This window comes from Desulfitobacterium sp. LBE (assembly GCF_007830365.1).
In the GTDB taxonomy this organism is placed as follows: domain Bacteria; phylum Bacillota; class Desulfitobacteriia; order Desulfitobacteriales; family Desulfitobacteriaceae; genus Desulfitobacterium; species Desulfitobacterium hafniense.
Genome location: NZ_VLKD01000001.1, coordinates 1,406,882 through 1,424,352 on the forward strand (window position 1 = coordinate 1,406,882; position 17,471 = coordinate 1,424,352).

General features: G+C 46.0%; 16 protein-coding genes. 2 read left to right on the plus strand and 14 right to left on the minus strand.

All coding sequences use genetic code 11. The annotated features are described in order from the left end of the window. Window positions 1–18: 18 nt before the first annotated feature. From DESLBE_RS06795 to DESLBE_RS06820, 6 genes are all read right to left on the minus strand, one after another. Complete coding sequence (locus DESLBE_RS06795; RefSeq protein ID WP_243131249.1) at window positions 19–3,387, minus strand: AAA family ATPase; 3,369 nt, start codon at window positions 3,385–3,387, stop codon at window positions 19–21. A gap of 438 nt (window positions 3,388–3,825) precedes the next feature. Further along, window positions 3,826–4,233, minus strand: a complete 408-nt coding sequence (locus DESLBE_RS06800; protein ID WP_005813977.1) for a type II toxin-antitoxin system HicB family antitoxin — start codon at window positions 4,231–4,233, stop codon at window positions 3,826–3,828. 202 nt (window positions 4,234–4,435) lie between these two features. After that, the gene (locus DESLBE_RS06805; protein WP_005813975.1) at window positions 4,436–4,699 is read right to left on the minus strand and encodes a Txe/YoeB family addiction module toxin; all 264 of its coding nucleotides are present in this window, start codon (window positions 4,697–4,699) and stop codon (window positions 4,436–4,438) included. A 3-nt stretch (window positions 4,700–4,702) separates the two neighbouring features. Continuing rightward, window positions 4,703–4,966, minus strand: coding sequence for a type II toxin-antitoxin system RelB/DinJ family antitoxin (locus DESLBE_RS06810; RefSeq protein WP_005813972.1), 264 nt, complete (start codon window positions 4,964–4,966; stop codon window positions 4,703–4,705). Between the two features lie 100 nt (window positions 4,967–5,066). After that, the gene (locus DESLBE_RS06815; protein ID WP_242662025.1) at window positions 5,067–5,864 is read right to left on the minus strand and encodes a hypothetical protein; all 798 of its coding nucleotides are present in this window, start codon (window positions 5,862–5,864) and stop codon (window positions 5,067–5,069) included. A 168-nt stretch (window positions 5,865–6,032) separates the two neighbouring features. Then, window positions 6,033–6,257, minus strand: coding sequence for a sporulation initiation factor Spo0A C-terminal domain-containing protein (locus DESLBE_RS06820; RefSeq protein ID WP_005813969.1), 225 nt, complete (start codon window positions 6,255–6,257; stop codon window positions 6,033–6,035). Window positions 6,258–6,396: 139 nt separating this feature from the next. Between DESLBE_RS06820 and DESLBE_RS06825 the strand changes: the two genes are divergently transcribed. After that, a complete protein-coding gene (locus tag DESLBE_RS06825) occupies window positions 6,397–6,705 on the plus strand; it encodes a helix-turn-helix transcriptional regulator (RefSeq protein ID WP_005813967.1) in 309 nt (102 codons plus the stop codon). A gap of 635 nt (window positions 6,706–7,340) precedes the next feature. Next, complete coding sequence (locus tag DESLBE_RS06830) at window positions 7,341–7,763, plus strand: HIT family protein (protein ID WP_144675893.1); 423 nt, start codon at window positions 7,341–7,343, stop codon at window positions 7,761–7,763. A gap of 112 nt (window positions 7,764–7,875) precedes the next feature. Here DESLBE_RS06830 and DESLBE_RS06835 read toward each other — a convergent pair whose 3' ends face one another. From DESLBE_RS06835 to tnpA, 8 genes are all read right to left on the minus strand, one after another. Then, window positions 7,876–8,439, minus strand: a complete 564-nt coding sequence (locus tag DESLBE_RS06835; protein WP_172625395.1) for a nitroreductase — start codon at window positions 8,437–8,439, stop codon at window positions 7,876–7,878. Between the two features lie 112 nt (window positions 8,440–8,551). Then, the gene (locus DESLBE_RS06840) at window positions 8,552–9,010 is read right to left on the minus strand and encodes a MarR family transcriptional regulator (protein WP_005813957.1); all 459 of its coding nucleotides are present in this window, start codon (window positions 9,008–9,010) and stop codon (window positions 8,552–8,554) included. Between the two features lie 160 nt (window positions 9,011–9,170). Continuing rightward, window positions 9,171–10,724 (minus strand): efflux RND transporter periplasmic adaptor subunit, encoded by a 1,554-nt coding sequence (locus tag DESLBE_RS06845; RefSeq protein ID WP_144675897.1) that lies wholly within the window; start codon window positions 10,722–10,724, stop codon window positions 9,171–9,173. Between the two features lie 34 nt (window positions 10,725–10,758). Beyond that, window positions 10,759–12,654 carry an ABC transporter ATP-binding protein gene (locus DESLBE_RS06850; protein WP_005813953.1) on the minus strand — a complete coding sequence of 632 codons (1,896 nt, stop codon included), beginning with the start codon at window positions 12,652–12,654 and terminating at the stop codon, window positions 10,759–10,761. Continuing rightward, the gene (locus DESLBE_RS06855; protein WP_005813950.1) at window positions 12,651–14,384 is read right to left on the minus strand and encodes an ABC transporter ATP-binding protein; all 1,734 of its coding nucleotides are present in this window, start codon (window positions 14,382–14,384) and stop codon (window positions 12,651–12,653) included. The genes DESLBE_RS06850 and DESLBE_RS06855 overlap by 4 nt, the downstream gene beginning before the upstream one ends. Before the next feature lie 306 nt (window positions 14,385–14,690). Next, window positions 14,691–15,446: a methyl-accepting chemotaxis protein gene (locus DESLBE_RS06860; protein ID WP_005813948.1), complete on the minus strand. Its 756-nt coding sequence runs from the start codon at window positions 15,444–15,446 to the stop codon at window positions 14,691–14,693. Between the two features lie 334 nt (window positions 15,447–15,780). Continuing rightward, window positions 15,781–16,869: an RNA-guided endonuclease TnpB family protein gene (locus tag DESLBE_RS06865; protein ID WP_011459437.1), complete on the minus strand. Its 1,089-nt coding sequence runs from the start codon at window positions 16,867–16,869 to the stop codon at window positions 15,781–15,783. Window positions 16,870–16,873: 4 nt separating this feature from the next. Next, window positions 16,874–17,278 carry an IS200/IS605 family transposase gene (tnpA, locus tag DESLBE_RS06870; RefSeq protein WP_144675899.1) on the minus strand — a complete coding sequence of 135 codons (405 nt, stop codon included), beginning with the start codon at window positions 17,276–17,278 and terminating at the stop codon, window positions 16,874–16,876. Window positions 17,279–17,471: the final 193 nt, after the last annotated feature.

The following is a 17,471-nucleotide window of genomic DNA, read 5'->3' on the forward strand; positions in this document are numbered from 1 at the left end:
CGGTAGCCCATAAAAAATTCAACTCTTGATTAGCGCATAATTCCCGTCCAGAAACCTTAAATAGGTACCCTCCACCTCGTTGATAAACCTCAAGGTGTCATCATAAACGCCCAGCTCTTTTAACAACTTAACATCCTTTATCTCATAGAGTAATATCCTCCATCTGTCGTTGTCTTTTTTACATATCTTCTCCCCTTTTTGCAGTTCTTTCAGTCTTGTCCTTCTTATTTGACTCGGCAATTCAGTCCAAAACTCAGCGATTGACAAGTGTTCGATCATCACCAGCTCGTCACTAATCAGGCAGCCCAGAGAGCGGAAAACGCCCTTTTCCGTGTATTCAGCCTGCATCCTGCAAAGGGTAAGATGCTTTAAGACCTTACTATCGTCACCTCCATCACCCAGCTCATCCAAATAACGTTTTAGGACAGGTTCCACATAGGTTTGATTAAAATGAAAGGGATTCAGCTCCTCAAACAGCCGGTACATGCATCCTTCCCAATCATATCGTCGGAAATGATAGGTTCCCATATCCACATAGCTAATGCTTGCCTGACTTCCCCAATCATATTTTGTGACATACTTAATTTTGCTGGAATTATCTCCCCATACATCCTGATAGTATTCTGCCAATTCTTTCTCATTGCATCCCATAACCATAATAGAAGCATGACAGAAGATAAAGAGTGGGATATGGAGAAAACGCACCCATTGCTCATCTCTGATCAGCAGATTCTCAGAAACAACTTCATAAAATTCAGGGTCATGTTTCAGATAGGATAGATAAACATCCTCCGCCAAGAATTGATTGACCCGCAGCACAGGCTCATCCCGATACATAAACATAATAAAGCTTTCCGTGCAAAAGTTTATGAGCTTTTTTATTAATTCCAGGTCTTCCCGGCCAATATAGGACAAGAGCATCATATAAAGACTGCTTTCCCGTTCAGGAAGATCATCTCCCGATGTTTCCAAAGTAGCCAGAAGCAGTTCGACAGATTCTTTGGTCTGCAGAAAGTTATAGATATAATAGGGCGTCCCCGTATTAAGGGTCTTTTTCAGTTCTTCTTTCAGCTGCGGATTGAGGCCGCTCTCAGCAATCATCTCTACAATCTGTTCCTCTTCCAGGTCGGTTTCGCCTGGGCCCAAAAGCCAGGTTTCAGCATCTTCCTTAACGGCTTCAAGGGCCCTCTCTTCCTGATCCATACCCCCATGTGACGGCTTGGCGTACGCAGCTTTTTTTCTCGTTAAAGGCACCGGTTCTCTGCCGCATAAGTCGAGTACCTGCCGTCCGAATTCTTTGGTATAGCGCAGGCCGAATTCCTTAAGAAAGTCCGGTATATCATCGACCAACCTATCCAGCTGTATATCCATTGCGAATTCTTCAAGAAACTCCAATTCAGAAAGGATCGTATTCTTTAAATTCTTTTTTATGCGTGGAAAATAAGTCTTATAAAATACACCGTACTCTTCCGGAAACACGTCCCGGAATTTTTCCATAGCCCGATAATGATAGACGCTGAAGGCTTCCTCATAGTAGTTATCAATCACGGCCTTGCCGTTGAAAACCATCCCTTTTTGGCTACAGCGGCCAATAATATCCGGCAGATTATGTAGGTCTGTGTATTGAGCTTCCGGATCACTGCTGCCCATCGTTAAGCAATAATCCTTTATCTCCCTTTCTAAAAACCGCCCAAGGGCAGGATGTCTTTCCGGGTTGTAACAGCGCAGCAGATGAAAAAACCTATGCAGGTGTTCGTATTCATAGGGAAATGTGTCCACATCCCAATTCCAACTGCCGTCATAGTCCCTATAGCTGTCACCATAGTCCTGGTAATGTAAGATACATTCCTCGACAATAAGATCAGCAACTCTCCTGCTGCACTTCATGGATAGATGTTCCAGGAGAAATTGCAGCTGGTTGTATAACGTGCAGCATTGTAAAAGGAGCGGAATATAGTGCTCACCGTTTTCTTCAAGGTGCTGATACAGAAAATCCTGTACGGCCGGCATGCTGAACCTTAACATAACGGCTTCTTCTTCCTCGTCGTAAAACGATTTAAGCATCGTCTTCTCCAGTTCCGCTATGGTCTCGCTCAAATTCTTTACCGTAGTTTGCCTGGTGCAATCATGAATATATTTTTGGTAGCAACGAGCCATATCCGTTAAAAGCATGGGGGTCGAAGAAATCAGCAAAAGCATGGCCACAATTTGGGCTTCCGGAGAGAGATCAACGAAAATAGCTTTCCAGAAAGCACTGGGGTTGTCAAAGTAGTCACATAACTCCTCATAATAGTCTTGAGGAGAACACTCTCTGTCAGGTTCCCTGGCCAGAAATAGCGCCAGCACACGCGGGTTGTAATTCCGGTGACTTACAATCTCACTGGACTTGGCGAACAAATAATCCACATAGTGATAATCAAGCTGTGAGGCATAAAGATGACGAAACAGGATGCTGGCCTTTTCATCCTCGCCGTACTCTTCCATGGTGCAGATTAATGCATATTGAGCCAGGGTTTCTCTGAGGGCAGGATGTTTTTGTAAGCCTTGTTGGAGAATATATTCTCTTGTAGTAAGAATCAGGCGCTTCTGGCCCTTGGACTCAATAATACGCCTGATCAGCTTGTCCAGGCGATTTTCATCGTTTCTTCGTGTATAGTCATCATGAAAGATGCTGCCCCAAAAGTCATCCAGAATGATGACTTGCTTTTGCTGATCATCCATCATCGCGTAGACATCATGAATGGAATTGGCCCAGATGAATCCGGCCAGATTATCCGGCTGCAGGTAGGCCAGAGCCAATAGGTAGGCCATGGTCGTTTTGCCTACGCCGGGCTCCCCCGAGATCACAATGATCTGGTTCTGAGACCACTCCCGCAATGCCTGGCGGTAAATCCTGGTGGGGGCAAAAACTTTTGACGCTTTAATAGCATCTTTCAGATCTTCCGACGACTCTTTGTAGGCAGCCCGGTGCACAGATTCTTTTAACAACTTTTCCAGAACGGCAAGGTTAGGTGACCAGAGCTTGGGATAGGCATACTGGATGTGCTCATAGGATGGCTCTCTGAGCAGACGGTTGATATCCTTGCTGCTTAAAATATCCCTGGTGTTGGTGATATACCCTGCAAAGAGCTCTACAATCTTTGTCTTCTGCTCGGGATTAAAGTCCATTGAGACACCCAGGATATAACGGTCCGGATTCAATTTTTTTACTTTGGGCAATTCCCTATGCTGCAGGCCGCGATACAGCTTATTAAAATCCTGTGGGCAGCGTTTGGCCTGAACAATGATCCTTTGTGTGTTATCCGTATAGGAACCGTCAATCCCGGAATCCCGCCCTTCCTTATAGGTTTCCAGAAAGATGTTATCCCGGAGCTGAAGATATCGCAAACCAGATCTTGAAATTCCAGCGGTTCTAACAAAGCATGAAAATCATAATTGGACATGTTTTTTCCTCCCCAATCGAGTTACCTCAGATCATTGTCAGAAAACTCAAAAGCGTTCTCCCTGAAATAAGAAAAAAACCCCTTTATTCGAATATTATACCATTCGAATAAAGGGATTTTCATGCTGTTCTATTTTTTATTGATTTTGCCAGGTTGTTCCCTTCGCCGCTCAAATTGGCAAGCGCTTGCCAATTTGGTAAGGCGGGACTTTCTGGAGCTCTGTCTTTCCTCCACGACCCGATCCGGTCTGCGGTAAACCGTGCCCGTTTCTCCTTGGGAACGTCTTAGCGGAATGCTCTCCTGAGTGTACTCCAGATCGGCAAGCGCTTGCCAATCTGGTAAGACAGACTGTGGAACCTATACTCCATCAACATTCCTGCCTTTACTCGGAAATTCCCAGCTCAGCCATTAACCCTTCCTTAAGGATTTGGGCGAAATTCACCTTATTTTCTTCTCCCAGATCCTTTAACCATTTGGGAATCATGATGTTTTTGGGAACTTTTTTTCTATCAATGGCCTGCCGGACCTCCAGCGTATCAGCCTCCAGCACAATAACCTCGGCCCCCTCCCGCTTCGGCCAGTCAACAGGATCAGAAGCTTTCGGGATGGGTTTGTTGTCCTTCTCCATATGGTACAGATGAATCCCCAAAGAAAGTTCCGCATCATGATAAGCGTCTTCCTGAGTTTCCCCCTGACAGATCAGGCCCGGCAGATCCGGGAAAATGACAATATATCGACCCGACAGGGCATTGCGCTCCATAGTGGCCGGAAAAACATACTTCATGATCATAATTACCAGTCCTTTTCGGTCGCTTTACTCATAGTCTATGTGGCCAAGATATTAAGTGTGACAAACCCGGTAGACAAATTCCAGGAGTAATCATTTTTTAACGAATCAAGACATCGATGATGTGGCGGCAGCTTTGCGAAGGGTCATTGGTCCATATCTTAAAACAAGAGGCGGTCCCCTGACCGCCCCTTGAGCCTCTTAATTATTTATTACCATAATGCGTACGACAGCTTGCTATAACGATTATCCCATCAGTCATACGATAGACAAGCCGGTTCGTGTTATCGATACGGCGGGAACACCACCCGGTTAAATCGCCGCGCAACTGTTCCGGTTTACCAATTCCATCATAACCATTGTGCTCAATATCCAGTAAAAGTTGATTTATTCTTCTCAGCGTTTTTTTATCTTGACTTTGCCAGTACAGGTAGTCTGCCCAGGCTTGGTCAGTCCATAACTTTTTCATCACTTAATCACCAAGTAAATCATGAGCGGTCAACTTACCTTCGTTGGCATCCTGAATGGATTGTCGTAGCATTTTCATATTCGTTGGGTTATAAAAACCATCCGTATTCAACGTAATATCAAAAGGTATTCCACCTTGGCGAAGGGATTGCCGCACAAAAATATTAAACGCCGTTGTCATATTCAAGCCTAACTCATTGAAAAACGCTTCAGCCTGCTCTTTCAGCTCTTTATCAATCCGGATATTCAAGTTGGTCGTTTCAGCCATTTTATTCAAACCTCCTTACCAATATTTATTGGCTATTACTTATATTTTACTTCATTTTATGTTCAAAATCTAATCTTTGCACATAAATTTATAGACAAATTCAACCACTATACGTAAAATTACTTCCCGCCTCTCTCCCGGAAATATCCAAATAAAATGTCATGATAGCGAATACAGCAACTGTTCCAAAATAAGCATACAGGGCAATAGCCAATACAGCCAAAATAGCTGAAGAAGTAATGAGTGCACTCACTGCGAGGCCTATTAAAGTTGTAATAAGGGCAATGGGTATGATGAATAAAAGCACTTTGCCTAAATCGGATTGAATCCGGGCCAAGGAAATTTGGGCTGCCTCGATAAGTCCAGCATTATCAGCAACGATAACATAATCCCAAAAAATTAGGTAAAAGGACAGAATCAGCAAACCTATCATGAGAAGCAGTGCAAGGGGCCCTAAGTCGATCCAGAACGGCGCGGAAACCAATAATAGAATGAGCATGAGTAACGCCTGTGCCAGAAAACGGCCAAAAAATTGTTTTCCTGTTTGTATATAGGTGCTTGCACTGACTTCCTGCTCATTAATTCCTGCCAGGATACACCCCAGAAACCCTCCTTTGAGAAAAGCGCCGGCCAGTAGATAAAGTACAGCTATCAATACAATCAAAAAAACATTGTCTAAATAGCCATAAGGTAAATTAATGTTAAAGGTATCCGTACCCTGATTCGCAGTATTTAAGACCTGGGTAATGCTTGGCAGCGCCGAGGGAATGGTCAATTTAAGGGTAATTCCCTGTACAGATCTCAGGATAGTCCCCAGTTGCAAAAGATCAAGAATTATGGGAACCAACAGCAAGGGATAATACTTGTTGGCCAAATGAAAGCCTTTGCTCAGATTCATCTTTTCATCTCCTCCAAAGTTTCCTACATTAGTATAGTTCAGTGTTTTTCCCTTATTTCCTTCCAATTTCAGCAAGTCAAGTAAAAAGAGCCCCCTTTCAATTCATGAGATTATAAAGGGCTCAAAAGACCAAAGGCATATCGCTAAACGTTCACAGATTTGTTAACTCTATTTCTCTTTCTCTCTTAACTCCCTAGCAGCAAACGCAATCAACTCCTTCACAGTTGGTACACTATTCTCACGCTCAACACTTTCCTGAACCATCTTTTCTCTTTCAGATCTACTCGGCCTATTATAGGCATGCTCAATTGCAGCCTGCATATCTCTTTTAACTTCCGTAGCAGATACCCCATGCTTTTTGGCTACCTTGCGATAAATTCTTCTCATATTCATGGTCAATCACCTCATCAACTAATCTCATAAGACATTAATTAGATTATAGACGATTAAATAATACATTTCAGCATATTTATTTAATTTAATCGTCCGATATCACCAATACTATCTATTAGAATCAGATGGAGGTGATCTTATGGACGATAGCTTTATTCGCAGCAGAATCAGTGAATTACGGATTCAGAAAAATGTTTCCGAACGAAGTATGAGTATTGACCTAGGGCATAGTCCCAGCTATATACACAGCATAGTTTCCGGCAAAGCTCTGCCATCCATGACCGAGTTTCTCTACATCTGTGACTATTTCAGGATCTCCCCAAAAGAATTCTTTGATGAAGGAACAAGCTATCCGACTTTAATCAAAGAAGTCATTAATGATTTAAAGGCCTTGGACGAAAAGCAAATAAGCAATATTCACGAGATCATTAAAGGTCTAAAAAAATGAAGCAAGTTAAACAACCTGCTTCATTTTTTATTATTTAGTTTAAACTAACTTCCTGCCCCTAGTGGTTCTGCAAGAAACTCAATTCGGGATAGCTGTTGTACAGAAAACACTCTTATGTTTGGAAAAATATGCTACACTAACAGTACAGGCTGCTCTGGGACGGTTAGCTCCTTCCTTTTCGGAAGGGGGTGGTATGATGACGGTTTACGAAGCACTGACATTTGCGATTGCATTTGCCACGCTTATAGTATTAGTCATAACCAAAAAGAAATAACCGCCCCTGCTTAACGCGGCGGTTATTCCTTAATATAACCAACAAATTGAGCTAACCGTTTTCCGGTTAGACAGCCTGTAGGGCTGACGTGTTTGCACCACGTCGGTCCTTTTCTTATATTATATCCAGCACCAGAAGAATATGCAAGTATTCGAAAAATGTGTTAGAGATAATCACAGCCGCAACACAAACCACGCAAATAACGAGACAAAACATAAACCTCAACAAACCAATTCCACCATCATAAATAAGAAACTTCTCTAACTCCTCAAACTGTCTTTGCACAGTTATTACCAAACATAAGCCAATAAAACAGCACATACTATTTTATCACGTATTCTATATTAGGAGTTGATAAATTATGAATTGCCCTTTTTGCCATATCCATAATCCAATCGTGGAGAACGAGCTGGCCACTACTTTCTACGACAGTCACCCTTTAAATCAAGGGCATCTTCTGATTATCACCAAACGGCATGTCAGCACTATCTTTGATGCGACTCCTCAGGAAAGGCTGGCTATTTTTTCCCTGCTTGATATATGCAAATCCCTGCTTGATCTTGCATTTGAACCAAACGGTTATAATATCGGCATGAATTGTGGCGAAGCAGCTGGGCAGACTGTTTCCCATTTGCATATTCATTTGATCCCCAGATACGCGGGTGATATGGAATCTCTTAAAGGAGGAATAAGAGGATTGATCCGGAGGGACGGAGGAATATACGGCCTTTCCAACCAGGATAAACAACGTGTTCCGATGATAGGAGCATCCTTTTCCACTTGAGCAGAAAACACCTCTTTTTTCCAGGTGATATACCCAGGAATAGAGGTGTTTTCTATAACTAATGAACAGCCCATTTTTTCTGGAAAGATTTGCAGCTCCACAACTTTTGCCGCTACTCCACGAAGGTGATTTTATCCTTGTCCGGGACATGGGGTGGTTTTGTCGTATTGGCATGCCCTAACAGCACCGAACAGCCAAAAGCATAGCCTTCAGGGAACCCCAACCGCTTGCTGAATTCTTCTGCCCGCAGGCCGCTGGCAAAGGCCAGGCCGGTATACCCGCACATAATATTGGCTATCCCCAGGGATGTGGCGGCCAGGGCGATAGTTTGGCATAGGATACCGCAGTCCACCAGGGCGGGACCATATTGGGTCGGATCAATCGGGACAACAATCATGCAGGGGGCTCCGTAGAACAGCCTGCCGCCCCGCTCCATAATTCTGTTATAAGAGGATTGATCCTCCATGCCGGCAAGATAGGCCAGCCCTTCCGCTTCCATTTCCTGCATCAGTTCTTTGTTCTTGACCACAATGACCCGCCAGGCCTGACGATTCATACCACTGGGAGCCTGTATCGCTGCTTCGGCTATGGCCTGCAGCAGTTCATCCGAGGGCATTTCATTCTTGAAATCGCGGCAGGAATACCGCTCGGCTATTACCTTCAAGGTTTCATTCATCATGCATTCCCCTTTATTCTATAGTATTTTTCTTGATTCTATAGTATTTCATAGAAGCATTCTTTAGATACCAAGGCTTAAAATGCTTCAGCTGCTTCGGGCCGAATGATTATTACTGTTCCTTCTCCTCACGTTCCTCACGAAGGTCTTCCTTCATGATCCGGTGGAGTTTATCCAAGAGTGCAATCAGGGTCGCCATATCCTCTTCCCCCATCTTCTCCAAATAAATCTCCAACTTTTTCTGCATCTCATGAAAGGCTACGCCCAAGGCTTCTTCCCCAAGCTCAGTCAAACGGACATAGACCATGCGGCGGTCACTTTTAGGCGTAATCCGCTCCACATAATTCTTGTCTTCCAGGGAGTTAATCATTTGTGAAACCGCCGGTTTGCTGATCTCAAGGTGCGCACTCAAGGACGAAATGGTTATTCCTCCCTCGCCTGAGTGATGCTTAATCAGCTTCAGCATCATAATTTCCCGGTGAGGAATTTCCCCGTTTCCCCGGAAATTCAAGCTCAGCTGGCGGAACTTTTTGATGCTCTCTAACAATCTCACCGTCTTACTTTCCTGCATGAGGCTTCCCGTCCTTTCCTTATGCTTTCCTTCTATTTCTATATTTCATTTAAATTTCCCTTTTTTATCCCGGACTAGATAACCGGACCGCTGCCCAACGAACATCAATTCGCTGCAACGGTCCTTTTGTTTAGGAAGAGCTCATCCCTCCACAAAAATCCTACCTCAGCTCTACATCACAGATCATTCCCGCCTTAAACAGGCTATCCGGATTCTCAAGCAGAATTTCGATTTGGAACATGCCGGTTTTAGCATCTGAGGCAGGAGCGATATTGACCACTTTACCTTGGGCGGCGGCATTAATAGCCTGCACTTTAACCTCAGCTGTACTGCCGACTTTTATCTTCGCAATATTCGTTTCGGTCACATTGATATGCACTTTTACCTGTTGAGTATTGACCAAGGTCATGGCGGCTGCTTGGGGCGAAGCCATCATACCCACCTCAATGGTTTTGGCCGCTACTTCACCAGCCATCGGCGCTCTCACAATACAGTCGTCCAATTTCTTTTGGGCAATGTCCAATCCGGCCTGAGCGCTGGCCATTTGAGCGGCGGCTGCATCAACAGCTCCTTTAGCTGAATTCTGAGCCGTTTGCAGTTGGGCATGGGTGATCTCCACTTTGTCTTGGGCATTGTTCAGCTCTACCTCTGATACCGCTCCGCCATCATAGAGTGCCTTGATGCGGATATAGTTATCCATCGCCTCATTATAGGCAATCTGGGCTGGGGTAACAGCGGTTTGGCTGTCATAGGAAGCTTTATTATGATTATAGGAAGCTGCGGCTGCATTATAATTGGCAGTAGCCTGCTTTACCTGCAACTCCAGATCCGTGCTGTCCAGTTGGAACAACACATCTCCCTTTTCCACACGCTGGCCGATGCTTACATTAATCTTGCTGACTTTACCGGCAACATTGGGGATGATCCCCATCTGCTCGGCGGCTTCAAGGACACTGCTGTAATGAACAGCCTGCTGGGAGTCGGTGTTTTCGCCCCCTTGAGCACCTGACGGAGTGTTGACAGGTTCTTCCTTAATGTGAATTTTCACTGTGGCATTCATCCCAAAGGTCAAAGGCAGATTATCCTGGTTGTCAATCACCACTTTGACAGGGATCAACTGGGTTACCTTGGCATAGGTGCCGCTGGTACTGAAGCTTGAGGCGCCGGAGAAATACGTTTGGGTAGCCCGGTCGATCTCCTGAACCCTCCCTGGAAAGGTTACACCGGGATAGGCATCCAGCTTTACATCCACCCGTTGTCCCACCTTAATCCTGGCAATATCTGTTTCTTCGATATTCACCCCGATATAAAGGTGATCCGTATCCGCAATGACCGCCAATTGGGAAGCAGGGGTCACTGCTTGCCCTTGAATTGAGTTATTTTTAATGACCGTGCCCTGAATCGGTGAAGTGATATAGGGTAAAACTGCCTGGCGTCCGAGAACTTGATTCTTCTCTACCAGATCACCCTCTTTTACCTTCCACTCCAGCAACTCCCCTGAAGCATTGGGGGTGATGGTATACATTTTCGCTGTGACTTTAGCATTATCCGTGGTGAAATAGCGGCTGTTCTCATTAAAATAGTAAAACCCTGCACAACCGGCAATCAGGACGATAACCGTTAAGATGGCCAGAACTATCCCTTTCCTGCTTTTTTTGCCTTTGACTTGCTCTTTCAGCTGTTGCTGTTCTTCGCTCTTTAATTGCACTCCCATGATACGCTCCTCCTTTTTTCAATCCAAGGAAATCTTAAACTGCTTCGGCCTCTTCAAACTGGCTCTGATAGAGATCGGCATAGAATCCATTCTGGGCTAACAATTCCTCGTGATTTCCTTGTTCCACGATATCGCCGTCTTTTAATACTAAAATCATGTCCGCATCCCGGATCGTGGAGAGCCTGTGGGCAATCACGAAGCTGGTCCGGTTGCGCATTAAGTTTTCCATGGCTTTTTGAATCAGGATCTCCGTTCGGGTGTCCACGGAGCTGGTGGCCTCGTCTAAGATCAAAATCTTCGGGTCGGCCAGGATGGCCCGGGCAATGGTAAACAACTGCTTCTGTCCCTGGGAGATATTGCTGGATTCTTCATTAAGAACCATATCATAGCCCCCCGGCAAAGCACGGATAAACTCATCACAATGGGCCGCCTTGGCTGCTTCCATGACTTCTTCATCCGTCGCCGCAAAGGTACCGTAGCGAATATTTTCCTTAATCGAAGCATTATAGAGCCAGGTATCCTGAAGCACCATGCCAAACAAGGAGCGCAGATCATGGCGGCTGAAGTCATAAATGTCATGATCGCTGATCAGGATTCTGCCACTGTCAATTTCATAAAAGCGCATTAAAAGTTTCATAATCGTGGTCTTGCCAGCCCCGGTGGGACCGACAATGGCGACTCTCTGGCCGGCTTTGATGTCCGCGGAGAAGTCATGAATAATTTGTTTATCCTTGCTGTAGCCAAAACTCACATGTTCAAAACGGACATGGCCGCTGAACTGATCCAAGGTGACCGGATGAGCTGTTTCCGGGGTTTCTTCCCCTTCCGCCAAAAATTCAAAGACCCGTTCCGCCGCTGCCGCTGTGGACTGCAGGGTATTGGAGATGGAAGAGAGCTGGGCTATGGGCTGGGTAAAGGAACGCATATATTGAATGAAAGCTTGAATGTCCCCGATGTCCACGACCCGTTTAACAGCCAGGTAGCCACCGAGAATACTGACCACCACGTAACCCAGGTTGCCTACGAAACTCATCACCGGCATCATAATGCTGGTGACAAATTGGGATTTCCAGGCCGAATGATAGAGTTGGTCGTTGACCCGTTCAAAAAAAGCCACGGACTCCGCTTCCCCATTAAAGGCCTGCACAATAGTGTGACCGCCGTACATTTCCTCAATATGGCCGTTAAGCTCGCCCAGGGAGTGTTGCTGTTCCCTGAAGAAGCGCTGAGAGCGTTTAATCACCACGCCCACAATCCCCAGGGATAAGGGGATAACCAGCAATGCGGCCACGGTCATCATCCAGCTGATGGACAGCATCATGATCAGAATACCGACGATGCTGGCCGCTGAAGTGATGATTTGATTTAAACTCTGATTGAGGGTCTGGTTGATCAGATCCACATCATTGGTGATCCTGGACAGGACCTCCCCATGGCTTCTCGTATCATAATAATTCAAAGGAACTCGGCTCATTTTCTCCGCAATCTCTTTGCGCAGCCGGTAAGTGACATCCATGGCCACCCCGGACATCAGGTACCCTTGCACGTAGGAGCAGATGGAGGAGATTACATAAAGCACCACCAAGGCCCCAATAATTTTACCGATATAATTGAAATCCGTCAGAAGCCCCGTCTGGTTATACCAGGCGAATAACCCTTCCGCCAGTTTCGTGGTGACTTTACCCAGCAATTTTGGTCCCACAATCGTAAATACAGTGGAGAAGAGGGCAAAGAAAACCACGATGGAAATCGTTGTCTTATGGGGAGTTAAATATCCCGTCAAGGTGCGGAGTGTTTTATTAAAATCCCTGGCTTTCTCGCCCCCGCCGGGCCCACCGGGCCCTCCAGGGGGACCGCCAAAAAATCCTCTGCCTCCCCCCGGACCCTGGCGACCAGGCCCGAAACCTGTTTGTTTTTCTGCAGCACTCATCTCGCCAGTTCCTCCTCACTTAATTGCGAATAGGCGATTTCCTGATAGACTTCGCATGTTTGCAAGAGTTCATTGTGAGTCCCTTTACCTACAATACGGCCATTGTCCAGGACAATAATTTGTTCGGCATTCATAATCGTACTGACCCGCTGGGCTACCAAAAGGATCGTGCTGGTCCCGGTTTCCCGCTGCAAAGCCCCCCGCAGGTTCCGATCGGTCTTCAGATCAAGGGCGGAAAAGCTGTCATCAAAAAGGTAGATTGGTGCATTTTTTACCAACGCTCTGGCAATGGACAGACGCTGCCTTTGGCCTCCGGAAACATTGGTGCCGCCCTGGGCGATGACCGAGTCATAGCCTTCTTCCTTGGCCGCGATAAATTCGGTGGCCTGGGCAATCTCGGCTGCCTTGGCTAAGGTCTCCTGGGTGGCCTTTTTATCTCCATAGGATAGGTTGGAGCGGATGGAACCCGAGAAAAGAGTGCTCTTTTGGGGAATATAACCGATCTTTTCCCGCAGGGATCGCCGGGTGACGGTGCGGATATCCTGGCCGTCCACCAGGATTTCACCGGCAGTTACATCATAGAAGCGCATGAGCAGATTCAGCAGGGTGGATTTACCGCTGCCTGTAGAGCCGATAATGGCTGTGGTCTGACCTGCTGGGGCAAGAAAATTAATATTATGCAGAACCGCATCTTCCCCTCCGGGATAAGCAAAGTTCACATTCCGGAATTCAATCGTCGGCTGAAACTCTTCCCGGAAAGAGGCCGGTTCCTCAGGGTCGGCAATGCTTTCCTCTTTCTCCAGAACCTCGGCAATCCGATCTGCCGCCACCGCTGCCCGGGGGAACATAATAAACATCATGGACATCATTAAAAAGGCCATAATGATCTGCATGGCATATTGCATATAGGCCATCATGTCGCCGATACCCATTTGAAAAGCTGAGACATGTTTGGCACCCACCCAGACGATAATCACCGTAACCAGATTCATAATCAGCATCATGACCGGCATCATCAAAGCCATAGCCCGGTTGACGAAAAGGTTCGTCTCCAGCAGATCCCGGTTGGCTTTGTCAAAGCGGGCGCCCTCGAACTTTTGGGTGTTGAAGGCCCGGATCACCAGCATTCCTTCGATGTTTTCCCGAGCCACCAAATTCAAGCGGTCGATCAGGGATTGAATGAGTTTAAACTTGGGGATGACCACGATAAATAAGATGACCACGACCCCGATGAGACAGAGAACGGCAATCCCGATAATCCAGGACATGGACGAACTGCTGGAAATGGCTTTGATGACCCCGCCCACTCCCAGAATCGGAGCATAAAACACCAGGCGGATCATCATGACTAACACAGTTTGCAATTGGGTGATATCGTTGGTGGTCCGTGTAATTAAGGAAGCCGTGGAGAAATGATCGAACTCAGCATGAGTGAACTGCTCGACTTTCTTAAAAACGCCCGAACGCAAATCCCGGGCCACCCCTGCCGCCGTCCGCGCAGCAAAATAGCCCACCATCACGGAAGCGGCCGTTCCCAGGAGCGTGATCAGGAGCATGGTCGCCCCCGTTTTCAGGATATAATTCGTATTTCCGGTCATGACTCCGGTATTGACGATATCCGACATATAATCCGGTAAAGCCAAATCACAGTTGGCCTGTAAAAACAGCAAGGCAACGGCACCAAGAATATACCCGTAATAAGAGCTAAGATACTTAACTAATTTAACCATATAACCTCCTCCACCCCATGGTCAGGTAATTTGTCCAATTATTAGCATTGAAAATGTCATAGAGTTTTTTCCTGCAGTACTTACGGGCTATTCGGTAAGTATATTAAAAGTTAATTAACTTAATAATTAACGTAGTCAAGTTTAATATTCTTATCTTCTTTTGTCAACAGGGTTAAGATATGTGAATTTTTAGGTTAAATGAGAAAGTATAGTAGGCAAGCTATGCCTTCTGGTAGTAAATAAAAAACGCCCCTGCGAGGCGTTTTAAGAAATAGGCAGCATAATTATATCTATCATTCCGGTACACTATAGCTTATATTTTTTCAGTTTCACATCAAGCTCTTGCGTGATCTCATCTAATTTACGGGTAACTTCATTCATCTCTTCCAATATGGATACCTGACCGCCGGCTGCAGCAGCGATCTCCTCACTTGAGGCAGCAGCCTCTTTCGTAACAGCGGAAATATTCTCAATAACCTTTAAGACCTCATGGCGATGATTCTGAATTGAGGTCATCCCTTGCTGGATCATGGCGATTTTCGAACTGATCGATTCGGTAGCTTCGGTGATATTTTGGAAAGCGTCATTGGTATGTAAGGCAGCTTCATTCTGCTCCTGGGAGACAGCCTGAACCCGCTGCATGGAAACGATAGTCAGGGTTGACTGATTTTGAATGGTGTGTACCAAGCTGCCGATTTCCACAGTGGATACCCGGCTTTGTTCAGCTAATTTCCTGATCTCCTCTGCCACTACAGCAAATCCCCGCCCGGATTCACCGGCCCGGGCTGCTTCGATCGCCGCATTTAAGGCCAGCAAATTGGTTTGTTCGGCAATACCTTCCACCGACTCCAGAAGCTGCTCAATATTCTTAGTGGAGTTGGTCAGGCTTTCGATGGTTTGATAAATCTGTGCCAGAGCGGCATTGGTTTCCAGAGACTTTTCCTGAAGAAGGTTGACCGACTGCAGCCCGACGCTGTTCAGCTGCTTGATGTCTTTTGTATCATCGCTTACTCCCTTGAAACGGTCCGACAATAATTCGATTTCCTGGGAGAGGTTTTCCATTTTCTCTACCCCATACTGAACCTCATCGGCCTGCCTGGAAGTGCCCTTGGCAACTTCTTCAATGGATTCAGAAATCTGGCTAACTGAGCATAAGGCTTCTTCAGCTTTGCTCCTGGTTTCCTTGGAAATTTGAATAATGGCATGAAAAACCTTGACAAAGCTCGTAAGTGAACTACCCCCGCTTACGCCTCGCTAAGAAGCGGGGGCTTCTTGGCAAAAGTTTGGACGTTGGCTTCCTGCTTCATCGACCGCCGCCCTCTGCCTTAGCATTAGGTCTTACACGATTTCCACAGGCGTAACTTCGGGCGGTTCCCGCCCTATAGAAAACTTATACTTAGGCTATTTTACTCAGACCACGGGCCAGGATGAGCTTGGAGCTTACCAAGTCACGATCCATCACTAATCCACAGGACGGGCACTCATGGACCCTGACGCTTAAGTCTTTGGGGACTGACTCTCCACATAAGCAGCTCTGTGATGTGCCCTTGGGGTCAACCAGGATGAACTGTTTTCCTTGGCGTTCACATTTATACCGGATGTAATTTCTGAACTGACCCCAGCCCGCATCATGAATACTTTTGGCTAACCGCCGATTCCGAACCATGTTGTGTACCTTGAGATCTTCCATGACGATAAGATCATAGCTTCTGACCACTCTAACGCTTGCTTGATGGAGAAAGTCCTTGCGCTGATTCGCTATTTTTGCATGTATTTTAGCTACTTTTACCTTGGCTTTCCCTCGGTTGTGTGAACCTTTCCTTTTGCGGGAAAGCCTCCGCTGGGCTTTAGCCAGTTTTTTCTCCATCTTACGATAATACTTCGGGTTATCAATCACCTTTTCGTCAGAAAGCACAGCAAAATGATTCAAGCCCACATCGATCCCCACAGCTTGGCTGGGATTTTCAACGGGGGCAACATCCGGAATCTCAGCAGTAAGATTGGCGAACCATTTTCCTCCATGATATTTGATATTGACACGTTTTATCGCTTCCACCGGAAATTTCCGGTGAGTCTCCATCTTCACAAAACCTAGTTTGGACAAATAAATATAACCTGCTCTACCGAAGGTTCTTTTCACGTTATCGACTTGAGGGTAAGTCAATGATGAATAGTGATCGCGGTTTTTGAAACGGGGATACCCGGCTTCCTTGGCAAAGAAATGCTGATAAGCGCTATCTAAGCGGCGTAGAACATCTTGGAGAACTTGACTGTGAACTTGGCTGTACTCGGGATGGGCTTTCACGAATGCCGGTAAGGCATTCTGCTGCTGGTTATAGGTTAGGCCATGACCAGTTTCCTTGTAAGTTACCTGCCGTTCGTTCAGGGCGTGGTTGTAGAGTTTGCGGCAAAGCTTCAGGGTATGAAACAGCTTTTGTTCTTGTTCGCGGGAGGGATAGACCTCATAGCGATAGACCATTTGCACAACCTCACCTCTTCTCCCCTTGAGATTCGATATATTTTTTGAGACTATCCAAAGGTGCTCCGCCGGTTGTCACCATACAGTAGCTTTGAGACCAGAAATACTCCTTCCAGAGTTGGTGACGAAGGTGAGAGAATTCTTTCTTGATCAGCCGGGATGATGCGCTCTTGTAAGCATTGATGTACTTGGATAGCTCAGAATTAGGATGAGCTTTGAAGACGATGTGAATATGATCACGATCATGGTTGTATTCCAAAAATGTAATATGATAGTTTTTTCCGATCGATTCCCCGATCTCCCTTATACGGAGGGCAATCGTATCATCAATGGCCTTTCGGCGGTATTTAACAACCATAACTAGATGATAGGTAAGTAAGAATACTGAATGATTGTTATTATCCAACTTTGCCATATAATCAGTCCTTTTTTATCTACGACTGATTATATTATATCGGAATATTCTACCAAACACTATGGATTTTTGTGAATGCGCATAGAGCGATTCATCCCCCGCCTGTGGAGGACGGGGGACTTCTCGCAAGTCATGTTCATCCCCCGCCTGTGGAGGACGGGGGACTTCTCGCAAGTCATGTTAAACCCCGAAT

Bases quoted from the DNA above. Each gene is read 5' to 3' on its own strand.
- DESLBE_RS06855 (WP_005813950.1), bottom strand. From the start codon at position 14,384: ATGGTTAAATTAGTTAAGTATCTTAGCTCTTATTACGGGTATATTCTT.
- DESLBE_RS06805 (WP_005813975.1), bottom strand. From the start codon at position 4,699: ATGAAAAAGTTATGGACTGACCAAGCCTGGGCAGACTACCTGTACTGG.
- DESLBE_RS06830 (WP_144675893.1), top strand. From the start codon at position 7,341: ATGAATTGCCCTTTTTGCCATATCCATAATCCAATCGTGGAGAACGAG.
- DESLBE_RS06815 (WP_242662025.1), bottom strand. From the start codon at position 5,864: ATGAATCTGAGCAAAGGCTTTCATTTGGCCAACAAGTATTATCCCTTG.
- tnpA (WP_144675899.1), bottom strand. From the start codon at position 17,278: ATGGCAAAGTTGGATAATAACAATCATTCAGTATTCTTACTTACCTAT.
- DESLBE_RS06845 (WP_144675897.1), bottom strand. From the start codon at position 10,724: ATGGGAGTGCAATTAAAGAGCGAAGAACAGCAACAGCTGAAAGAGCAA.
- DESLBE_RS06860 (WP_005813948.1), bottom strand. From the start codon at position 15,446: ATGGAAAACCTCTCCCAGGAAATCGAATTATTGTCGGACCGTTTCAAG.
- DESLBE_RS06835 (WP_172625395.1), bottom strand. From the start codon at position 8,439: ATGAATGAAACCTTGAAGGTAATAGCCGAGCGGTATTCCTGCCGCGAT.
- DESLBE_RS06820 (WP_005813969.1), bottom strand. From the start codon at position 6,257: ATGAATATGAGAAGAATTTATCGCAAGGTAGCCAAAAAGCATGGGGTA.
- DESLBE_RS06840 (WP_005813957.1), bottom strand. From the start codon at position 9,010: ATGCAGGAAAGTAAGACGGTGAGATTGTTAGAGAGCATCAAAAAGTTC.
- DESLBE_RS06800 (WP_005813977.1), bottom strand. From the start codon at position 4,233: ATGATCATGAAGTATGTTTTTCCGGCCACTATGGAGCGCAATGCCCTG.
- DESLBE_RS06810 (WP_005813972.1), bottom strand. From the start codon at position 4,966: ATGGCTGAAACGACCAACTTGAATATCCGGATTGATAAAGAGCTGAAA.
- DESLBE_RS06850 (WP_005813953.1), bottom strand. From the start codon at position 12,654: ATGAGTGCTGCAGAAAAACAAACAGGTTTCGGGCCTGGTCGCCAGGGT.
- DESLBE_RS06825 (WP_005813967.1), top strand. From the start codon at position 6,397: ATGGACGATAGCTTTATTCGCAGCAGAATCAGTGAATTACGGATTCAG.